This is a genomic window from Agromyces chromiiresistens (genome assembly GCF_029167465.1).
In the GTDB taxonomy this organism is placed as follows: Bacteria; Actinomycetota; Actinomycetes; order Actinomycetales; family Microbacteriaceae; genus Agromyces; species Agromyces chromiiresistens.
Window position 1 is genome coordinate 14,366 of the sequence record NZ_JARFNL010000009.1, and the last position, 16,878, is coordinate 31,243.

The 16,878-nt window shown below is 71.3% G+C and carries 16 protein-coding genes; all 16 read right to left on the minus strand.

Going from position 1 to position 16,878, the window contains the following annotated elements:
- Nucleotides 1-5: 5 nt before the first annotated feature.
- Nucleotides 6-1,532 carry a ribosome biogenesis GTPase Der gene (der, locus tag PX701_RS18280; RefSeq protein ID WP_275507108.1) on the minus strand — a complete coding sequence of 509 codons (1,527 nt, stop codon included), beginning with the start codon at nucleotides 1,530-1,532 and terminating at the stop codon, nucleotides 6-8.
- A gap of 133 nt (nucleotides 1,533-1,665) precedes the next feature.
- Entirely contained in the window at nucleotides 1,666-2,343 is a 678-nt protein-coding gene (cmk, locus tag PX701_RS18285) for a (d)CMP kinase (RefSeq protein WP_231431258.1), read from the minus strand.
- Nucleotides 2,344-2,364: 21 nt separating this feature from the next.
- On the minus strand, nucleotides 2,365-3,447 hold the full coding sequence (locus PX701_RS18290) for a prephenate dehydrogenase (RefSeq protein WP_275507109.1): 1,083 nt from the start codon (nucleotides 3,445-3,447) through the stop codon (nucleotides 2,365-2,367).
- A gap of 1 nt (nucleotide 3,448) precedes the next feature.
- Complete coding sequence (locus PX701_RS18295; protein ID WP_231431260.1) at nucleotides 3,449-4,228, minus strand: pseudouridine synthase; 780 nt, start codon at nucleotides 4,226-4,228, stop codon at nucleotides 3,449-3,451.
- Nucleotides 4,221-4,979 (minus strand): SMC-Scp complex subunit ScpB, encoded by a 759-nt coding sequence (gene scpB, locus PX701_RS18300; protein WP_275507110.1) that lies wholly within the window; start codon nucleotides 4,977-4,979, stop codon nucleotides 4,221-4,223. The genes PX701_RS18295 and scpB overlap by 8 nt, the downstream gene beginning before the upstream one ends.
- The gene (locus tag PX701_RS18305; protein ID WP_374201126.1) at nucleotides 4,969-5,838 is read right to left on the minus strand and encodes a segregation and condensation protein A; all 870 of its coding nucleotides are present in this window, start codon (nucleotides 5,836-5,838) and stop codon (nucleotides 4,969-4,971) included. Before PX701_RS18305 ends, scpB begins: the two co-directional genes overlap by 11 nt.
- A complete protein-coding gene (locus tag PX701_RS18310) occupies nucleotides 5,822-6,709 on the minus strand; it encodes a ParA family protein (protein ID WP_231431262.1) in 888 nt (295 codons plus the stop codon). The genes PX701_RS18305 and PX701_RS18310 overlap by 17 nt, the downstream gene beginning before the upstream one ends.
- 69 nt (nucleotides 6,710-6,778) lie before the next feature.
- Complete coding sequence (xerD, locus tag PX701_RS18315; protein WP_420831090.1) at nucleotides 6,779-7,726, minus strand: site-specific tyrosine recombinase XerD; 948 nt, start codon at nucleotides 7,724-7,726, stop codon at nucleotides 6,779-6,781.
- The gene (locus PX701_RS18320) at nucleotides 7,681-8,355 is read right to left on the minus strand and encodes an NUDIX domain-containing protein (RefSeq protein WP_275507111.1); all 675 of its coding nucleotides are present in this window, start codon (nucleotides 8,353-8,355) and stop codon (nucleotides 7,681-7,683) included. The genes xerD and PX701_RS18320 overlap by 46 nt, the downstream gene beginning before the upstream one ends.
- The gene (locus PX701_RS18325; protein ID WP_231431264.1) at nucleotides 8,348-10,048 is read right to left on the minus strand and encodes a CTP synthase; all 1,701 of its coding nucleotides are present in this window, start codon (nucleotides 10,046-10,048) and stop codon (nucleotides 8,348-8,350) included. Before PX701_RS18325 ends, PX701_RS18320 begins: the two co-directional genes overlap by 8 nt.
- A 118-nt stretch (nucleotides 10,049-10,166) precedes the next feature.
- The gene (gene recN, locus PX701_RS18330) at nucleotides 10,167-11,864 is read right to left on the minus strand and encodes a DNA repair protein RecN (protein WP_275507112.1); all 1,698 of its coding nucleotides are present in this window, start codon (nucleotides 11,862-11,864) and stop codon (nucleotides 10,167-10,169) included.
- A 37-nt stretch (nucleotides 11,865-11,901) separates the two neighbouring features.
- The gene (locus PX701_RS18335) at nucleotides 11,902-12,858 is read right to left on the minus strand and encodes an NAD kinase (protein WP_376930086.1); all 957 of its coding nucleotides are present in this window, start codon (nucleotides 12,856-12,858) and stop codon (nucleotides 11,902-11,904) included.
- Entirely contained in the window at nucleotides 12,813-13,622 is an 810-nt protein-coding gene (locus PX701_RS18340; protein WP_275507114.1) for a TlyA family RNA methyltransferase, read from the minus strand. The genes PX701_RS18335 and PX701_RS18340 overlap by 46 nt, the downstream gene beginning before the upstream one ends.
- Nucleotides 13,619-13,807 carry a hypothetical protein gene (locus PX701_RS18345; protein ID WP_275507115.1) on the minus strand — a complete coding sequence of 63 codons (189 nt, stop codon included), beginning with the start codon at nucleotides 13,805-13,807 and terminating at the stop codon, nucleotides 13,619-13,621. The genes PX701_RS18340 and PX701_RS18345 overlap by 4 nt, the downstream gene beginning before the upstream one ends.
- Nucleotides 13,808-13,844: 37 nt before the next feature.
- Complete coding sequence (locus PX701_RS18350; RefSeq protein WP_275507116.1) at nucleotides 13,845-14,891, minus strand: HAD-IIA family hydrolase; 1,047 nt, start codon at nucleotides 14,889-14,891, stop codon at nucleotides 13,845-13,847.
- Entirely contained in the window at nucleotides 14,866-16,692 is a 1,827-nt protein-coding gene (locus PX701_RS18355; protein ID WP_275507117.1) for a primosomal protein, read from the minus strand. Before PX701_RS18355 ends, PX701_RS18350 begins: the two co-directional genes overlap by 26 nt.
- Between the last annotated feature and the right edge of the window lie 186 nt (nucleotides 16,693-16,878).

Consider the following 16,878-nt stretch of genomic DNA (forward strand, 5'->3'; position numbering starts at 1 on the left):
CGACGCTAGCGCTGGCGGCGTTCGCGCACGCGCATGTTCACGACGATCGGCGTGCCCTCGAAGCCGTAGACCTCGCGCAGGCGCCGCTGGATGAAGCGGCGGTAGCCCGGGTCGAGGAACCCCGTCGTGAACAGCACGAATGTCGGCGGGCGGCTGCCCGCCTGGGTGCCGAACAGGATGCGCGGCTGCTTGCCGCCGCGCACCGGATGCGGGTGCTCCTGGGTGAGCTCGGTGAGGAAGGCGTTGAACTTGCCGGTCGGGACACGGGTGTCCCAACCCTCGAGCGCGGTCTCGAGCGCGGGGACGAGCTTCTCGAGATGACGGCCGGTGCGCGCCGAGATGTTCACCCGGGGCGCCCACGTCACGTGGTGCAGGTCCTGCTCGATCTCCCGCTCGAGGTAACGGCGACGGTCGTCGTCGAGCTGGTCCCACTTGTTGTAGGCGAGCACGAGCGCACGACCCGACTCGAGCACGAGGTCGATGATGCGCACGTCCTGCTCGGAGATCGGCTGCGTCACATCGAGCAGCACGACCGCGACCTCGGCCTTCTCGAGGGCGGCCTGCGTGCGCAGCGACGCGTAGAAGTCGGCGCCCTGCTGCAGGTGCACCCTGCGGCGGATGCCCGCCGTGTCCACGAACCGCCAGATCTTGCCGCCGAGCTCGATCTGCTCGTCGACGGGATCGCGCGTGGTGCCGGCCAGGTCGTTGACGACCACCCGCTCCTCGCCTGCGGCCTTGTTGAGCAGCGAGCTCTTGCCGACATTCGGCCGGCCGACGATGGCGACCCGGCGGGGGCCGCCGAACTCCTCCTTCGCGACCGCAGAGACCTGCGGCAGCACCTTGAAGACCTGCTCGAGCATGTCGGCCACGCCGCGGCCGTGCAACGCGGAGACCGGATACGGCTCACCGAGTCCGAGGTTCCACAACGCAGCGGCCTCGGGCTCCTGGCGGGCGTCGTCGACCTTGTTCGCGACGAGGAAGACGGGCTTCATCGTCTTGCGCAGCAGGCGCACCACGTGCTCGTCGGTCGCAGTGGCGCCGACGGTCGCGTCGACGACGAAGAGCACGACGTCGCAGAGGTCGATCGCGACCTCGGCCTGGGCTGCGACCGAGGCGTCGATGCCCCTCGCGTCGGGCTCCCAGCCGCCGGTGTCGACGAGCGTGAAACGACGATCGAGGTATTCGCCCTTGTACGAGACGCGGTCACGGGTGACGCCGGGGGTGTCCTCGACGACGGCCTCGCGGCGACCGAGGATGCGGTTCACGAGCGCCGACTTGCCGACGTTCGGGCGACCGACGATCGCGATGACCGGAAGGGCGGGCAGGTATCGGATGCCCTCCTCGCCCTCCTCCGAGAGCTCGAGCACCTCGAGGTCGTCGTCGTCGAGCTCGTAGTCGCTGAGGCCCGAGCGCAGGGCTGCCGCCCGCTGCTCGGCGAGCTCGTCGTCGACGTCGGCGAGCCGCTCGGCCAGGCCGTCGTCCGCGACGTCGCCGTACTCGTCGCGCAGGTTCTCGTCGCGCTGGTCGGTCATGCTGTCTCCTGGAAAGATCGTGGGCGCGAATGCGCGCGGCTACCAGTCTGCCGTATGCCGGCTGGGAACTCGGGATGCCGCCGCGGTCTCCCGCGTGACGGGGCGGTCGCGGGAACGACCGGATCGGGCCTCGTCAGGCGCGGGCCTCGACGACCGCGATCATCGCGTCGACGGTCTGGTCGAAGTCGAGTTCGGTCGAGTCGACGGTCGTGACGCCCTCGGCGGCGGTCATGAACTCGACCACCTTCGAGTCGGCGGCGTCGCGCTTGCGCATGGCCTCGCCGACGGCATCGACCGAGCTGCCGATGAGCTCGGCGGCGCGCCTGGCCATCCGCACCTCCTCGGAGGCCGTGAGCAGCACGCGCACCGGCGCGTCGGGGGCGACGACGGTCGTGATGTCGCGACCCTCGACGACGATGCCGGGGCGCACCTCGGCGGTCATGATCGACCGGAACAGCTCGATGAGGTGCGTGCGCACCTCCGGCACGCGGGCAACACGGCTCACGACAGCCGAGATCTGCGGGTCGCGGATCGCCTCGGTCACGTCGGTCGCTCCGACGTGCACGCGGTATCCGGCCGGGTCGGTGCCGATGCGGTAGTCGAAGCTCGCGAGGCACGCGACGACGGAGTCCGCGTCGTCGGTGTCCACGCCCGACGCCTCGACGTGCCAGGCGAACGCGCGATACGCCGCGCCGGTGTCGAGGAATCCGTACCCGAGTCGCTTGGCGACGGCTTTCGACACGCTCGACTTGCCGCTGCCGGCGGGGCCATCGACGGCGACGACGACGGGGATCTCCACGGATGCCTCCATTTGGTGGTGGTTCGGGCCGGCTCAGCCGGCGATGCGCCAGCCGCGCTCGGCCAGCTCATGGGTCAGTCGGTCGGCTGCCTCGGGCACGACCTGCACTTCTGCGAGGCCGACCTGTCGTCCAGGCGAGTGCTCGAGCCGCAGGTCTTCGAGGTTGACGCCGATCTCGCCGATCTCGGCGAGCAGCCGCGCCAACTGGCCCGGCCGGTCGTCGACCATGACGACGACGGTCGTGAAGCGCTTGTCGGTGCCGTGCTTGCCCGGCAGGCGCGAGACGCCGGTGTTGCCACCGGTCAACTCCTCGGCGACGCGGCGACGGGCGCCGGGTGCCGCCGGATCGCCGAGCGCGTCGATGAAGCGGTCGAGGTCGTCGCGGAAGGCGACGAGGATGTCGCGGACGGGCGCCGAGTTCGCGCCGAGGATCTGCACCCAGAGGTCGGGGTCGCTCGCGGCGATGCGGGTGACGTCGCGCACGCCCTGCCCTGCGAGCCCGAGCGCCGCATTGGGCGCGTCGATGAACCGGCGGGCCATGACGCTCGCCACGACCTGCGGCACGTGCGAGATGAGGGCGACCCCGCGGTCGTGCTCGTCCGGTGTCATTTCGACGAGGGTCGCCCCGAGGTCGAGGATCAGGTCGTCGATCGCCCCGGCGCGCTGGTAGCTGATCGCGTCGTGCGCGGCGACGACCCAGGGCCGGCCCGCGAAGAGGTCGGCTCGGGCGGCGAGCGGGCCGCCGCGTTCGCGCCCGGCGAGCGGATGCGAGCCGATGTACCGCGAGACGTCGGCGCCGCGGTGGACGAGTTCGTCGAGGATCCCGGCCTTCACGCTCGCGACGTCGGTCACGATCGCGTCGGGGAACGCCGCGAGCTCGTCGGCGACGACGCGCGCCGTCACGTCGGGCGGCACCGCGACCACGATGAGCTGGGGCGCGTCGTCGGGCCGGGCGGGACGCCCGGCGCCGAGATCGGTCGCGATCGCCACGTGCGTCGGCGAGGCGTCGGCGAGGATCACGTCGAGGCCTCGGCCCCGCAGCCCCAGTGCGACGCTCGTGCCGAGCAGGCCGGCACCGACGACGCGCACCGGGCCGGTGAGCCGCGATTCGACCACGTCAGTGCCCCTCTCGGGCGGGTGCGCCGCCACCTGCGGCCCTGGCGATGGTGAGCAGCCGGCCGCGTTCGTCCTTCGTCAGCTCCCGCAGCTGACCGGCCTTCAGTGTACCGAGGTGCAGGGGGCCGAACTGGCGACGCACGAGGTCGACGACCGGGTGGCCGACCGCCTTCAGCATGCGACGCACGATGCGGTTCTTGCCCGAGTGCAGGGTGATCTCGACGATCGTGTGCTTGTCGTCGCCCTGCGTCTGCAGGATCTTCGCGCGATCGGCCTTGATCGGGCCGTCGTCCAGCTCGATGCCCTGCTTGAGTCGCTGCAGCGTCTGCGGGGTGAGCCGGCCGCGCACCTTCGCGACGTAGGTCTTCTCGACCCCGAACGACGGGTGCGCGAGCACGTGCGCGAGCTCGCCGTCGTTCGTGAGCACGAGCAGGCCGCTCGTCTCGGCGTCGAGCCGGCCGACGTTGTAGACGCGCTCCTCGAGGTCGTCGGTGAACCGGCGGAGGTCGGGGCGCCCCTGCTCGTCGCGCATCGACGAGACGACGCCCGTCGGCTTGTTGAGCATGTAGTAGCGCTTCGCGGTGTCGAGCTGCACGGCGACGCCGTCGACCGAGACGAGGTCGCTCTCGGGGTCGATTCGCGTGCCGAGCTCGGTGACGATGCGGCCGTTCACCTCGATGCGTCCCGCGAGGATGTACTCCTCGACGACGCGCCGGCTCGCAACGCCGGCGGCGGCGAGCACCTTCTGCAGGCGCACGCCTGCGACATCCGATTCAGCCATCGAGGTCGAATCCTCCCTGTCCGTCGTCGAGCAGCGGCGAGATCGGCGGCAGCTCGTCGAGTGAGTTGATGCCGAGGTTGGTGAGCAGCAACTCGGTCGTGCCGTAGAGGATGGCCCCGGTCTCGGGGTCGGTGTCGACCTCGGTGACGAGCCCACGGCCGAGCAGCGTGCGCACGACCGAGTCGACGTTGACGGCCCGGATCGACGCGACCTGCGAGCGTGAGATCGGCTGCTTGTAGGCGATCACCGACAGCGTCTCGAGCGCGGCCTGCGAGAGCCGCGTCGACGACTGGGTCACCACGAAGTCGGTGACGAGGGCGTCGTACTCGCCGCGCACGTAGAACCGCCAGCCGCCGCCGACCTCGCGGAGCTCGAAGGCGCGACGGATGCCTCGTGCCGTCGCCTCCTCGGCGGCGAGGTCCGTGCGCGGCTCGCCCGACGCGGCGCCGCCGTCGTAGTCGTCGCGCAGTCGTGCGATCGAGGCGCGCACCTCGGCGACCGGACGGGCGACCGCAGCCGCGAGGTGGACGACGCTCTGCGGCTCGTCGGCGATGAACAGGATCGCCTCGATCGCGCGGTCGAGGTCGAGGCGTGGCTGGCCGGGCACATCGAGCGGGGTCGCCACCGACAGTTCGGGGCCGTCGTCGGCAGGGTGAGGAGCCGACGGCGTCGGCGATTCCGGGCCGTCGCCGGACACGGCGGGCGGCGCCGACTCGACGCCCTCCTCCGCGTGCGTGGTCTCATTCGTCATAGTCGGCCCCCAGGCTCTCGAGGTTCTCGTCGGACCAGTGCTCGGCGGCCCAGTGCAAGGTCAGCTCGCCGAGCGGCTCGATCTGGTCGAAGCCGATCGCCGCGTGCCGGTACAGCTCGAGCACGGCGAGGAAGCGCGCGACGACGACGCCCCGCTGGGCGACCCCGGCGATCAACTGCCGGAAGGTCACCGGTTCGCCGCGGCGCAGCACGGCGACGACCTGAGCGGCCTGCTCGCGGATCGACACGAGCGGCGCGTGCAGGTGGTCGAGCCCGACGACCGGGATCTCGCGCGGGGTGAGGGCGAGCGTCGCGAGCGCGGCGAAGTCATCGGCCGAGAGCGTCCACACGAGCTCGGGCGCCCGCTGCCGGAACTTCTCCTCGAGCCGCACGGTGCGAGCGTGGCGCAGGGCTTCGGCGTCGAGCTCACCGCTGAACCAGCGAGCCGCCTCCTTGAAGGCGCGGTATTGCAGGAGGCGGGCGAACAGCAGGTCGCGCGCCTCGAGCAGCGCGACGTCCTCGGCGTCGACGAGTTCGCCCTGCGGCAGCAGGCCCGCCACCTTGAGGTCGAGCAGCGTCGCCGCCACCACGAGGAACTCGCTCGCACGGTCGAGCTCCTCCTCGGAGTCGAGGCCCTTCAGGTAGGAGATGAACTCGTCGGTCACCTTCGAGAGCGAGACCTCGGTGATGTCGAGCTCGTGCTTCGCGATGAGCGAGAGCAGCAGGTCGAAGGGCCCCTCGAAGTTGGTCAGTGCGACCCGGAACCCGGCGTCGTCGCCCCCGGCCGAGGCATCCGTCACCGCGGCGCCGTCGGTTGATGCAGCCTCGTCGGCGGGCGCCCGCTCAGGCGACCGCGCCACGGAAGACCAGCTCCCTCGCGAGCTGCCGGTACGCCTTCGAGGCCTGGTGCTCGGGAGCGAACTCGGTGATCGGCGTCGCCGCGACCGTCGCGTCGGGGAACTTCACCGTGCGTGTGATCACCGTCTCGAGCACCTTGTCGCCGAACGCGTCGACGACCCGCTCGAGCACCTCGCGCGAGTGCAGCGTGCGAGCGTCGTACATCGTCGCGAGGATGCCGTCGAGCGCGATGGCCGGGTTGAGGCGGTCGCGCACCTTGTCGATCGTCTCGATGAGCAGGGCGACGCCGCGGAGCGCGAAGAACTCGCACTCGAGCGGGATGACGACGCCGTGGCTCGCCGTGAGCGCGTTCACGGTCAGGAGCCCGAGCGACGGCTGGCAGTCGATGAGGATGACGTCGTAGTCGGGTGCGACGCGGCGCAGGACGCCCGCGAGGATCTGCTCACGGGCGACCTCGGTGACGAGGTGCACCTCGGCAGCCGAGAGGTCGATGTTCGCCGGGATGACGTCGAGGCCCTCGACGGTCGTCTGCTGGATCGCGTCCTTCGGCTCGAGCTGGCGCGAGAGGAGCAGGTCGTAGATCGTCGGCACGTCGTGCGTCTGCACCCCGAGACCGGCCGACAGCGCGCCCTGCGGGTCGAAGTCGATCGCGAGCACGCGGCGGCCGTACTCGGCGAGGGTCGCGCCGAGGTTGATCGTCGTCGTGGTCTTGCCCACGCCGCCCTTCTGGTTGCACAGGGCGATGATGCGCGCGGGCCCGTGCGACGTGAGCGGCTTCGGATCGGGGAACTCGCGGTGCGGACGACCCGTCGGACCCAGCTCCGGCTCCAGCGAAGCGATCCCGTCCGCCGAGTCGTGCTTGTGCTGCGTCACGTGTCGTCTTCTCTCCTGGGGCCGGGGCCGCTCGCTGTCGGCCCTGTTCGGATCTGGGCTTGGTCGATTCTAGCGAGCACGTGGGTGTGCTGCCGCGTACATCTCCCGGAGTGTATCGGCTGTGACGAGCGTGTAGATCTGCGTGGTCGCGACCGACGAGTGCCCGAGCAGCTCCTGCACGACCCGCACGTCGGCCCCGCCCTCGAGCAGGTGGGTCGCGAACGAGTGGCGAAGGGTGTGCGGTGAGACGGATGCCTCGATCCCCGCCCGTTCTGCCGCTGCGCGGATGACGTCCCACGCCGCCTGGCGCGAGAGCCGCCGGCCGCGCACACCGAGGAACAGGGCCGGAGTCGCCTGCCCGCGCGCCGAGAAGACCGGCCGGGCGCGCACCAGGTAGGCGCCGATCGCCCGCCTGGCGTAGCTGCCGAGCGGCACGACCCGCTGCTTGCCGCCCTTGCCGAACAGGCGGACGACCTCGTCGTCGATGAGGTCGTCGACGTTGAGCGAGATCGCCTCGGTCACGCGGGCGCCGGTCGCGTAGAGGAGTTCGAGCAGGGCGGCGTCGCGCAGTTGCGCCGGCTCGTCACCGCCCGCGGCGGCGATGAGCGCCTCGACGTCTTCGACAGGGATCGCCTTGGGGAGCCGGGCCGGGAGCTTCGGGGGGCGCAGCTCGCGCGACACGTCGGAGGCGAGCTCGCCCTCCTCGGCGAGGAACCGGTGCAGCCCGCGCACGGCGGACAGCACTCGTGCGACGGAGGAGGTCGCGAGCACGGGATCGCGCTCGGCGCCGAGGAAGCGCACGAAGTCGGACAGGTCGCGTTCGGTGACCCGGTCGAGGTCGCCCGGGCCGCGGTCGGCGAGCCAACCGGCGTAGATCGCGAGGTCGCGCCGGTACGACGCCGTCGTGTTGCGCGACAGGCCGCGCTCCACGGCGAGATGCCGCAGGTACCCGTCGACCCGCGCGGCGGTCGTCACGGTGCCGACGCGCCCCGTACCGGTGCGGTGCGACTCGGCCACGGGGCATCCGCCTCGCCGAGGCCGCGCCACCCGCGGCCGCGCACCGCGTGCGCGGCGAGCACCGCGATCGCCAGAGGGCCGTTGTGCACGCGCCGCTCGAGCACCGCGTCGACGCACTCGTCGAGCGGCACCCACCGCGTCTCGAGCTCGGCCTCTTCGTCTTCGCGGTCGAACGCCTCGGGCCTCGCGCGCAGACCGCGCGCGAGGTAGACGCGGATGACCTCGTCGCTGCCCCCGGGAGAGGTCGCGAAGTCGGCCAGCACCGCCCACTCGGATGCTTCGAGCTCGGCCTCTTCGGCGAGCTCGCGCTGCGCGGCTGCGAGCGGGTCTTCGCCCGCGACGTCGAGGAGGCCCGCCGGGATCTCCCAGTCGCGCATGCGCACCGGGTGGCGGTACTGCTTGATGAGCAGCGCACGGTCGTGCTCATCGAGCGCGAGCACGCCGACGGCGCCCGTGTGGTCCATGAACTCGCGCACGATCGGCGCGCCGCCGAGCTCGAAGGTCTCGCGCCGGATGCTCCAGACCCGACCGGCGAAGACCTCCTCGCTCTCGATGATCGCGAGTTCGACGGGGTCGTCGGCGAGTCGATCGAACGACCCGCCGACGGCCGCGTCAGCAGCTTCAGCCATTGTTGACGTCGAAGAGGCGGCTCGCCTGCTGACGCTCGAGCGCTGCGCCGACGAGGCCGCGGAACAGCGGGTGAGCGTCGTTCGGGCGGCTGCGCAGTTCGGGGTGCGCCTGCGTGCCGACGTAGAACGGGTGCACGTCGCGCGGAAGCTCGACGTACTCGACGAGGTTGCGGTCGGGCGAGAGCCCGGAGAACACGAGGCCCGCCTCGGCGATGCGATCGCGGTACGCGTTGTTGACCTCGTAGCGGTGCCGGTGGCGCTCGCTGACATCGGTCGAGCCGTACAGCTCGGCCGCGATCGTGCCCTCGCCGAGCTTCGCCGGGTAGAGGCCGAGTCGCATCGTGCCGCCGAGGTCGCCGCCCGAGATGATCTCGACCTGCTCCTCCATCGTCGCGATGACCGGGAACTCGGTGTCGGGGTCGAACTCGCTCGACGACGCACCTGGCAGTCCCGCGACGTTGCGCGCGTACTCGATGACCATGCACTGCAGGCCGAGGCACAGGCCGAGCACGGGAATGCCGTTGTCGCGCGCGAAGTGCAACGCACCGAGCTTGCCCTCGATGCCGCGCACGCCGAACCCGCCGGGCACGCAGATGCCGTCGAGATGGGCGAGGTGCTTCTGCGCCCCCTCGGGCGTCTGGCACTCGTCGGACGGGATCCACTCGATGTTGACCTTCGCGTCGTTCGCGAAACCGCCTGCGCGGAGCGCCTCGGTCACCGAGAGGTACGCGTCAGGCAGGTCGATGTACTTGCCGACCAGGCCGATCCTCACCTCGTGCTTGGGGTCGTGGACGACGCGAAGCAGGTCGCTCCAGCCCGACCAGTCGACGGCGTCGGCCTTCTCGCCGAGACCGAGCGCGTCGATGAGGTACGAGTCGAGGCCCTGCTCGTGCAGCATCGTCGGGATGTCGTAGATCGAGGGCACGTCGACCGCGTTCACCACGGCGGCCTCGTCGACGTCGCACATGAGCGCGATCTTGCGCTTGTTCGACTCGGTGACGGGGCGGTCGCTGCGGAGCACGAGCGCGTCGGGCTGGATGCCGATCGAGCGCAGCGCTGCGACCGAGTGCTGGGTCGGCTTCGTCTTCTGCTCGCCCGAGGCGCCCATGAACGGCACGAGCGAGACGTGCACGAAGAACACGTTCTTGCGGCCGAGCTCGTGACGCACCTGGCGCGCGGACTCGATGAACGGCTGCGACTCGATGTCGCCGACCGTGCCGCCGATCTCCGTGATGATGACGTCGGGCTTCGGGCTCTCGGTCGCCTGCAGGCGCATGCGGCGCTTGATCTCGTCGGTGATGTGCGGGATCACCTGCACCGTGTCTCCGAGGTACTCGCCGCGACGCTCCTTCGCGATGACCGTCGAATAGATCTGGCCGGTCGTGACGTTCGCCGCCTGCGACAGGTCGATGTCGAGGAAGCGCTCGTAGTGGCCGATGTCGAGGTCGGTCTCAGCGCCGTCGTCGGTCACGAAGACCTCGCCGTGCTGGAACGGATTCATCGTGCCGGGGTCGACGTTGAGATAGGGGTCGAGCTTCTGCATGACCACCCGGAGGCCGCGCGCCGTCAGCAGGTTGCCGAGGCTCGCGGCGGTGAGTCCCTTGCCCAACGAAGAAACGACACCACCGGTCACGAAGATGTGCTTGGTCGTGTCGTTATTGTCTGCGCTCTGCGCTCTTCCGCGTTCATCCACCACGGGCTTGTATTCTAACCCACGTTCCCGATCGCTTGCCGCGACATGCCCCACGCGCTCCCCCTTCGTCGTGCGGGGCCGATCGGCCCCGGTCGGTTCGGCCCTGCGGCCGGTGATCTCAGGCCGCCCGTTCGGAGGCGATCTCGAGCAACTCCCGCGCGTGCGCGAGCCCGCTCTCGGAATCGGCGAGCCCCGAGAGCAGCCGCGCCATCTCGGCTTCGCGCTCGGCGCCCTGCAGCTGTCGTACGCTCGACGCGGTGACCGCGCCGTCGGTGCCCTTGACGACGCTCAGGTGGTTCGTCGCGAACGCGGCGACCTGGGCGAGGTGGGTGACGACGATGACCTGCGAGCGTTCGGCGAGGCGGGCGAGGCGACGCCCGATCTCGATGGCCGCGGCGCCGCCGACACCCGCGTCGACCTCGTCGAAGACGAACGTGGGCACGGGGTCGGTGCCGGCGATCACGACCTCGATCGCGAGCATGACCCGCGAGAGCTCGCCGCCGGACGCGCCGCGCGAGACCGAGCGGGGCTCGGCACCGGGATGCGGCCGCAGCAGGATGGCGACATGGTCGCGCCCGTGCGTCGTCGGCTCGGCGCTCGGCTCCACGCTGACGCTCAGCACCGCGTCGGGCATGGCCAGGGCCGCGAGTTCGTGCGTCACGGCCTCGGCGAGCCGCGCGGCCGCCTCGGTGCGCTGCTCGGTGATGCGGGTGGCGAGTCGATCGACCTCGGCCGCGAGCTCGGCGACGGCGATGTCGAGCTCGGCGATGCGTTCGTCGTCGCCGTCGAGCTCGACGAGTCGCAGCCCGCCGTCGCGCCGGAACGCGAGCACGCCGTCGAGATCGCCGTGGCGGCGGATGAGGCCGGCGAGCACCGCCCGGCGCTCCTGCACGAGCTCGAGCTCGCGGGCGCCATCGGTGTCGAGCCCGGTGAGGTAGCCGGCGAGCTCGGTGCCCGCGTCGGCCAGGAGGAAGCCGGCGTTCGCAAGCGACTCCGCGATCGGTGCGAGCGCCGCGTCGTGCTCGGCGACCCGCTCGAGGTGCCGTCGTGCGGCCTCGATGAGCGTCACCGCGTCTGGAGCGTCGTCGACGACCTCGTCGCCCGAGACGAGCGCCTTCGCCTGGGCGGCGGCGAGGCGGAGCTCTTCGAGGTTCGAGAGCCGTTCGGCACGCTCGTGGAGTTCGGCGTCCTCACCGGGCTGCGGATCGACGGCCTCGACCTCGTCGAGGTCGGCTCGCAGCGCCTCGGCCTCCCGCGCGCGGGCGTCGTGCTCGTCGCGCAGGCGCGCGAGTTCGGCGGCGTCGGCCCTCCAGCGGTCGAACACGTCGCGGTACGCCTCGAGCGATTCGGCGAGCGGCGCGCCGGCGAAGCGGTCGAGTGCGTCGCGCTGGGCCGAGGCCGAGCGCAGCCGCTGCTGGTCGGCCTGCCCGTGCACCACCACGAGCTCGTCACCGAGTTCGGAGAGCACCCCGACCGGAGCGCTCCGACCGCCGACGACGGCGCGGCTGCGCCCCTCGGACGAGACCGAACGTCCGAGCAGCAGCTCGCCGGCCTCGACCTCGCCGCCGGTCTCGGCGACGCGGTCGGCGATGGCTCCCTCTTGGGGCACGATCCATCGTCCCTCGACCCAGGCCTGCTTCGCGCCGGACCGCACGGCTCCGGCGTCGGAGCGAGCACCGAGCAGCAGCCCGAGCGCGGTCACGACCATCGTCTTGCCTGCGCCCGTCTCACCCGTGACCGCCGTGAACCCGGCCCCGAGCGGCAGCGTCGCCTCGGCGATGACGCCGAGGTCGCGGATGCCGAGCTCCTCGATCAACTCGCGCCCTCCCTCATCGGATCCCGGCCTCTCGTGCTCATTCGCGGCCCGCCGGCCCGCGCCACCCCGTCACCGGCAACTGGAACTTGTTCACGAGCCGGTCGGTGAACGGCGCCTCATGGAGCCGTGCCAGCCGCACCGGGGTGTCCGAGCGGCGCACGATCACCCTGGCCCCGGGCGGCAGGTCGAATGTGCGCCGCCCGTCGCACCAGATGACGGCCGCGGTCTCGGTGCGCTGCAGGATCTCGACCGCGAGGGACGACTCGGGACCGACCACGAGCGGGCGGGCGAACAGCGCGTGCGCGCTGAGCGGCACGAGCAGCAGGGCCTCGAGACTCGGCCACACGACCGGCCCACCCGCCGAGAACGAATAGGCGGTCGAACCCGTCGGCGTCGACATGACGACGCCGTCGCAGCCGAACGACGAGAGCGGCCGGCGATCGACCTCGATCACGACCTCGAGCATGCGCTCGCGCTCGGCCTTCTCGACGGTCGCCTCATTGAGCGCCCAGCTCTCGTACACGACCTCGGAGCCGACCTTCGCCCGCACGGACAGGGTCATGCGCTCCTCCACGACGTAGTCGCGCGCGAGCGCCCGGGAGACGGTGTAGCCGAGGTCGTCGCGCTCGCTCTCGGCGAGGAACCCGACGTGACCGAGGTTGACGCCGAGCAGCGGCACGGGGTGGTCGCGGATGAGCTCGGCCGCGCGAAGGATCGTACCGTCGCCGCCGAGCACGATCACGAGCTCGATGCTTGCGGGATCGGTGTCTTCGAAGCGCACGACGCCGCCGTCGAGCTCGGGCACGAAGGCGTGCACGTCCTCCCAGTGCTCGGCGGCGATCACCGGCACGGCGCCCGCGGCGAGCAGCTGCGTGCAGACCGCCCCCGTCGCCTCGAGCGCGGACTGCCGGCCCGTGTGCGAGACCACGAGGAAGTGGCGTGCGTCGTTCACCCGTGCTCTCCTCTCGTCAGCGCGTCGACCCGACCCGACCATTCTGTCGGATTCGCACCGCCCGTCGCCCGAAGGCGGACGAGGAACTCGCGGTTTCCGTGCGAGCCGGCGATTGGGGAGGACAGGACGCCGACGGTGCCGAGATCGAGGTCGTGCGCGGCCCACAGCACGTTCATGACCGCCTCCGAGCGCAGTGCCGGATCGTGGACGATCCCCTCACGTACTCCCCCGCGGCCGACCTCGAACTGCGGCTTCACGAGGAGCACGAGGTCTGCGTCGGCCGTCGCGGTCGCGCGCAGTGCGGGCAGCACGGTCGTCAACGAGATGAACGAGAGGTCGGCGGTCACGAGGGCGGGACGCTCGTCGACGCCCGTCGCCGCCGCGAGCGATTCGGGCGTGAGCCCGCGAACGTTGCAGCCCTCGACGAGCACCAGACCGGGCGCGCCGTGCAGCTCCGGCGCGAGCTGGCCGTGGCCGACGTCGACGGCGAGCACGGTGCGCGCACCGCGTTCGAGCAGCACTTGGGTGAAGCCGCCGGTCGACGCGCCAGCGTCGAGCGCGACGCGGCCCGCCGGGTCGACGGCGAAGCCGTCGAGCGCGGCGACCAGCTTGTGCGCGGCACGGCTGACGTAGTGGTCGGATGCCTCGACCGAGAGCTGCGCGTCCGGCCCGACCTTGAACGACGCCTTCACGACGGGGCGACCGTCGACCGACACCCGCCCTTCGGCGATGAGTGCGGCCGCCTGCGTGCGCGAACGCACGAGACCGCGCGCCGCGAGGGCGGCATCGAGACGCTCGTGGCTCATGACGACCGAGGTGCGCCCGACGGGTCGGACTGCTCGAGTTCCTCGCGGAGGCGCGCGGCCAGCGCCTCGTAACCCGGCGCGCGCTCCTCGATCGGGAGCCCCTCGATGTCGGCCAGGGCGGCCCTGGTGCCCTCGGCCACCTCGTCGGAGGAGTCGCTCGGGTCGTGCTCGTGGTCGATGCTCACCCGACCACGCTACCTCGCGCGCACGACACGCGGTCGATCACGCGTAGAGGCGCGCCGGGACGTCGAGCACGTGGATGCCGATGCCCGACTCCCAGATCGTCGCGCACGCCGCGCGCAGGAGGTCGAGGCCGCCGTCGCCCTCGGCGACGATCTCGACGCGGTTGCCGGCGAGGCGCACGCGAGCCGCGCCGACCCGCACCACGTCGCCCCGCAAGCGCTCGACCGTCGGATAGGGCTCGTGAAGTCCCCGCAGGTCGGAGAGGATGAAGTCGGGTCGGCTGGCCGCATCGGCGGCGAGCAGCTGCTTCGCCCGGTCGATGCCCGTGAGCACGATCGCACTCGCCATCCCGGCCCGGTTCGCCCCGAGGATGTCGGTGTCGAGTCGATCGCCGACCACCAGCGGGTTCGCGGCGTCGAACCGCCGGCGCGCCTCGTCGAAGATCGGCGTCTCGGGCTTGCCGGCGACGAGGGGCAGTCGTCCGACCGCCGTGTGCACGGCCGAGACGAGGGTGCCGTTGCCGGGGGCGATGCCGCGGGCGACGGGTATGGTCCAGTCCATGTTCGTCGCGATCCACGGGATGCCTCCGCGCGAGGCATCCGCGCCGTCGATGCCCGGGTCGTCGGCATGCAGGGCGAACGCGGCCTCGGCGAGGTCCTTCCAGCCGATCTCGGGGGTGAACCCCTGCACGAGGGCATCGGGGCCGTCGTCGGCCGACCGCGTCACCCGATAGCCGCGCTTGCGCAACTCGACCTCGATGCCCTCGCCGCCGACGACGAACACGAGTGCGCCCGGCGCGACGTGGCCCTCGAGGAGTCGCATGGCCGCCTGGGGCGACGTGACGACATCGTTCGGCGCCGCTTCGAGGCCGAGGTCGGTGAGGTGGCCCGCGACGGAGGCGTCGCTGCGCGACGCGTTGTTCGTGATGTACCCGACCGCTCGCGAACGCTTCGCGAGGTTGAGGCTCTCGACCGCATGCGGAATCGCGCCGGCGCCCGCATAGACGACGCCGTCGAGATCGGCGAACACCGCGTCGACGCCGTCGAGCGGTGTCGTGGGCTCAGTCCTCGCTCGGAACAGCGCCATCGGCGGAGTCCTCGGTCGCGTCTTCGCCGTCGAGAGCGTCGCCTTCGGCGAGCACCGCTCGGACGTCGTCCTCGAGCACGTCTCCGGGGTCGCCCGACGCCGTGTCCTCCGACGACTCGACGAGCTCATCGATCGCGGCGTCGCCGTCCGCGACGTGCTCCTCGTTCCCGATCTCGACGTCGGCCTCGAACGCCTGGTCATCGATTTCGGCGTCGGCGGGCTCGTCGGACTCGAGCTCGAAGATCTCGATGAGCTCGGCCTCGGCCGGACCCGCCAACGCGGCTTCGGCGCGCGCGGCGAGCACACGCCATCGGGAGGCGTCGCCGTCGCGTCCGAGCTCTTCGAGCACCTCGGCGTAGGCGGAGAAGAGCGCGGGGCTGTACGAGAAGGCGCGATCGGGGTCGAGTTGCGGGATCTCGAGCTCCGCGAGCGCGAGCTCCGGCTGGCCGAGGTCGAGCCGCGCACCGGACATCGCGATCGCCAAGCCGACCTGCACGGCCACCGGCAGTTCGTTGCGGTCCACCGCGCGACCGACCTCGAGGGCGCGATCGGGACGACCGACGCCGCGCTCGCTGTCGACCATCAACGGAAGCTGGTCGTTGTTGCCGGAGATGCGACGGTAGGTGCGCAACTCGCGAAGTGCGAGCGAGAAGTCGCCCGTCGCATATGCCGTGATCGCAAGGGTCTCGCGCACCACCGCGATGCGCCCCGCCCGGCGGGCAGCCGACATCGCGTGCTGGTGCGCGAGCTCGGGGTCGTCATCGAGGTACTCGGATGCCGCGACGAGATGCCGTGCGACCCAGTCCGCGTTCTCCTTGCTCAGGGTCTTGAGCTCGGCGCGGGCCACCTTGTCGAGCTGGCGGGCTTCGATCTCCGCAGGCAGGAACGGATCGTCGTGCCGCGGACGCACCGGAAGGTCGGCCGCGCCGTGCCGCTCGTGCGACGCCTCGGTCGGTGCCCCACGGCGATCGCCGTCGTGCCGCCCGCCGGCGTGGCCGGAACCGGGCGTGCCGTACGGGCGCTTCTGGTCGCGGTCGCCATAGGGCTTCCGGTCATCCCGGCCGCCGTACGGGCGCTTCGCGTCGCGATCGCCGTAGGAACGCCTCTGGTCGCGGTCACCATACGGCTTCCGGTCATCCCGGCCGCCGTACGGGCGCTTCGCATCGCGATCGCCGTACGGCTTGCGGTCGCCGCTGCTGCCGTGCGAGCGGGTCGCGTCGCGGTCGCCGTACGAACGCTTCTGGTCGCGGTCGGCATACGGCTTGCGGTCATCCCGGGCACCGTACGGGCGCTTCGCGTCGCGATCGCCGTAGGACCGCCTCTGGTCGCGGTCACCGTAGGGCTTGCGGTCGCCGTAGGGCTTGCGGTCGCCGTAGGGCTTGCGGTCGCCGCTGCTGCCGTGCGAACGGGTCGCGTCGCGGTCGCCGTACGAACGCTTCTGGTCGCGGTCGCCGTACGGCTTGCGATCATCATGACCACCGTACGGACGCTTCTGGTCGCGGTCGCCATAGGGCTTCCGTTCATCGCGACCACCGTACGGGCGCTTCGCGTCCCGGTCACCGTACGGCTTGCGATCACCGCTGCCGCCGTGCGAACGCGTCGCATCCCGATCGCCGTACGAACGCTTCTTGTCCCGGTCACCGTACGGCTTGCGATCACCGCTGCTGCCATACGGGCGCTTCGCGTCCCGGTCGCCATACGGCTTGCGGCCGGCAGTCGAACCGGATCCTCGCTGACCCGACGAGCCGCCGCTCCGCTGGGGTCGCTCCTGGCCGTCTCGGTCCTTGTTCGAATCGCTCACGATGTTCCTGTCGAATGGGAGTCTCGTCGACTCAACCGTACTGCCGGGCCGCGCCCGATCCGCTGTTAACGAATAATGGCCACCCACCTGTGCTCGCTATTGAGCACAGGGGGTGGCCATTCAAAGAATGTCCGGCGGTGTCCTACTCTCCCACAGGGTCCCCCCTGCAGTACCATCGGCGCTGCG

Excerpts from the sequence above, each read along its gene's own strand:
- der (WP_275507108.1), bottom strand. The coding sequence starts at position 1,532 with ATGACCGACCAGCGCGACGAGAACCTGCGCGACGAGTACGGCGACGTC.
- cmk (WP_231431258.1), bottom strand. The coding sequence starts at position 2,343 with ATGGAGGCATCCGTGGAGATCCCCGTCGTCGTCGCCGTCGATGGCCCC.
- PX701_RS18295 (WP_231431260.1), bottom strand. The coding sequence starts at position 4,228 with ATGGCTGAATCGGATGTCGCAGGCGTGCGCCTGCAGAAGGTGCTCGCC.
- scpB (WP_275507110.1), bottom strand. The coding sequence starts at position 4,979 with ATGACGAATGAGACCACGCACGCGGAGGAGGGCGTCGAGTCGGCGCCG.
- PX701_RS18320 (WP_275507111.1), bottom strand. The coding sequence starts at position 8,355 with ATGGCTGAAGCTGCTGACGCGGCCGTCGGCGGGTCGTTCGATCGACTC.
- PX701_RS18335 (WP_376930086.1), bottom strand. The coding sequence starts at position 12,858 with ATGGTCGGGTCGGGTCGACGCGCTGACGAGAGGAGAGCACGGGTGAAC.
- PX701_RS18340 (WP_275507114.1), bottom strand. The coding sequence starts at position 13,622 with ATGAGCCACGAGCGTCTCGATGCCGCCCTCGCGGCGCGCGGTCTCGTG.
- PX701_RS18350 (WP_275507116.1), bottom strand. The coding sequence starts at position 14,891 with ATGGCGCTGTTCCGAGCGAGGACTGAGCCCACGACACCGCTCGACGGC.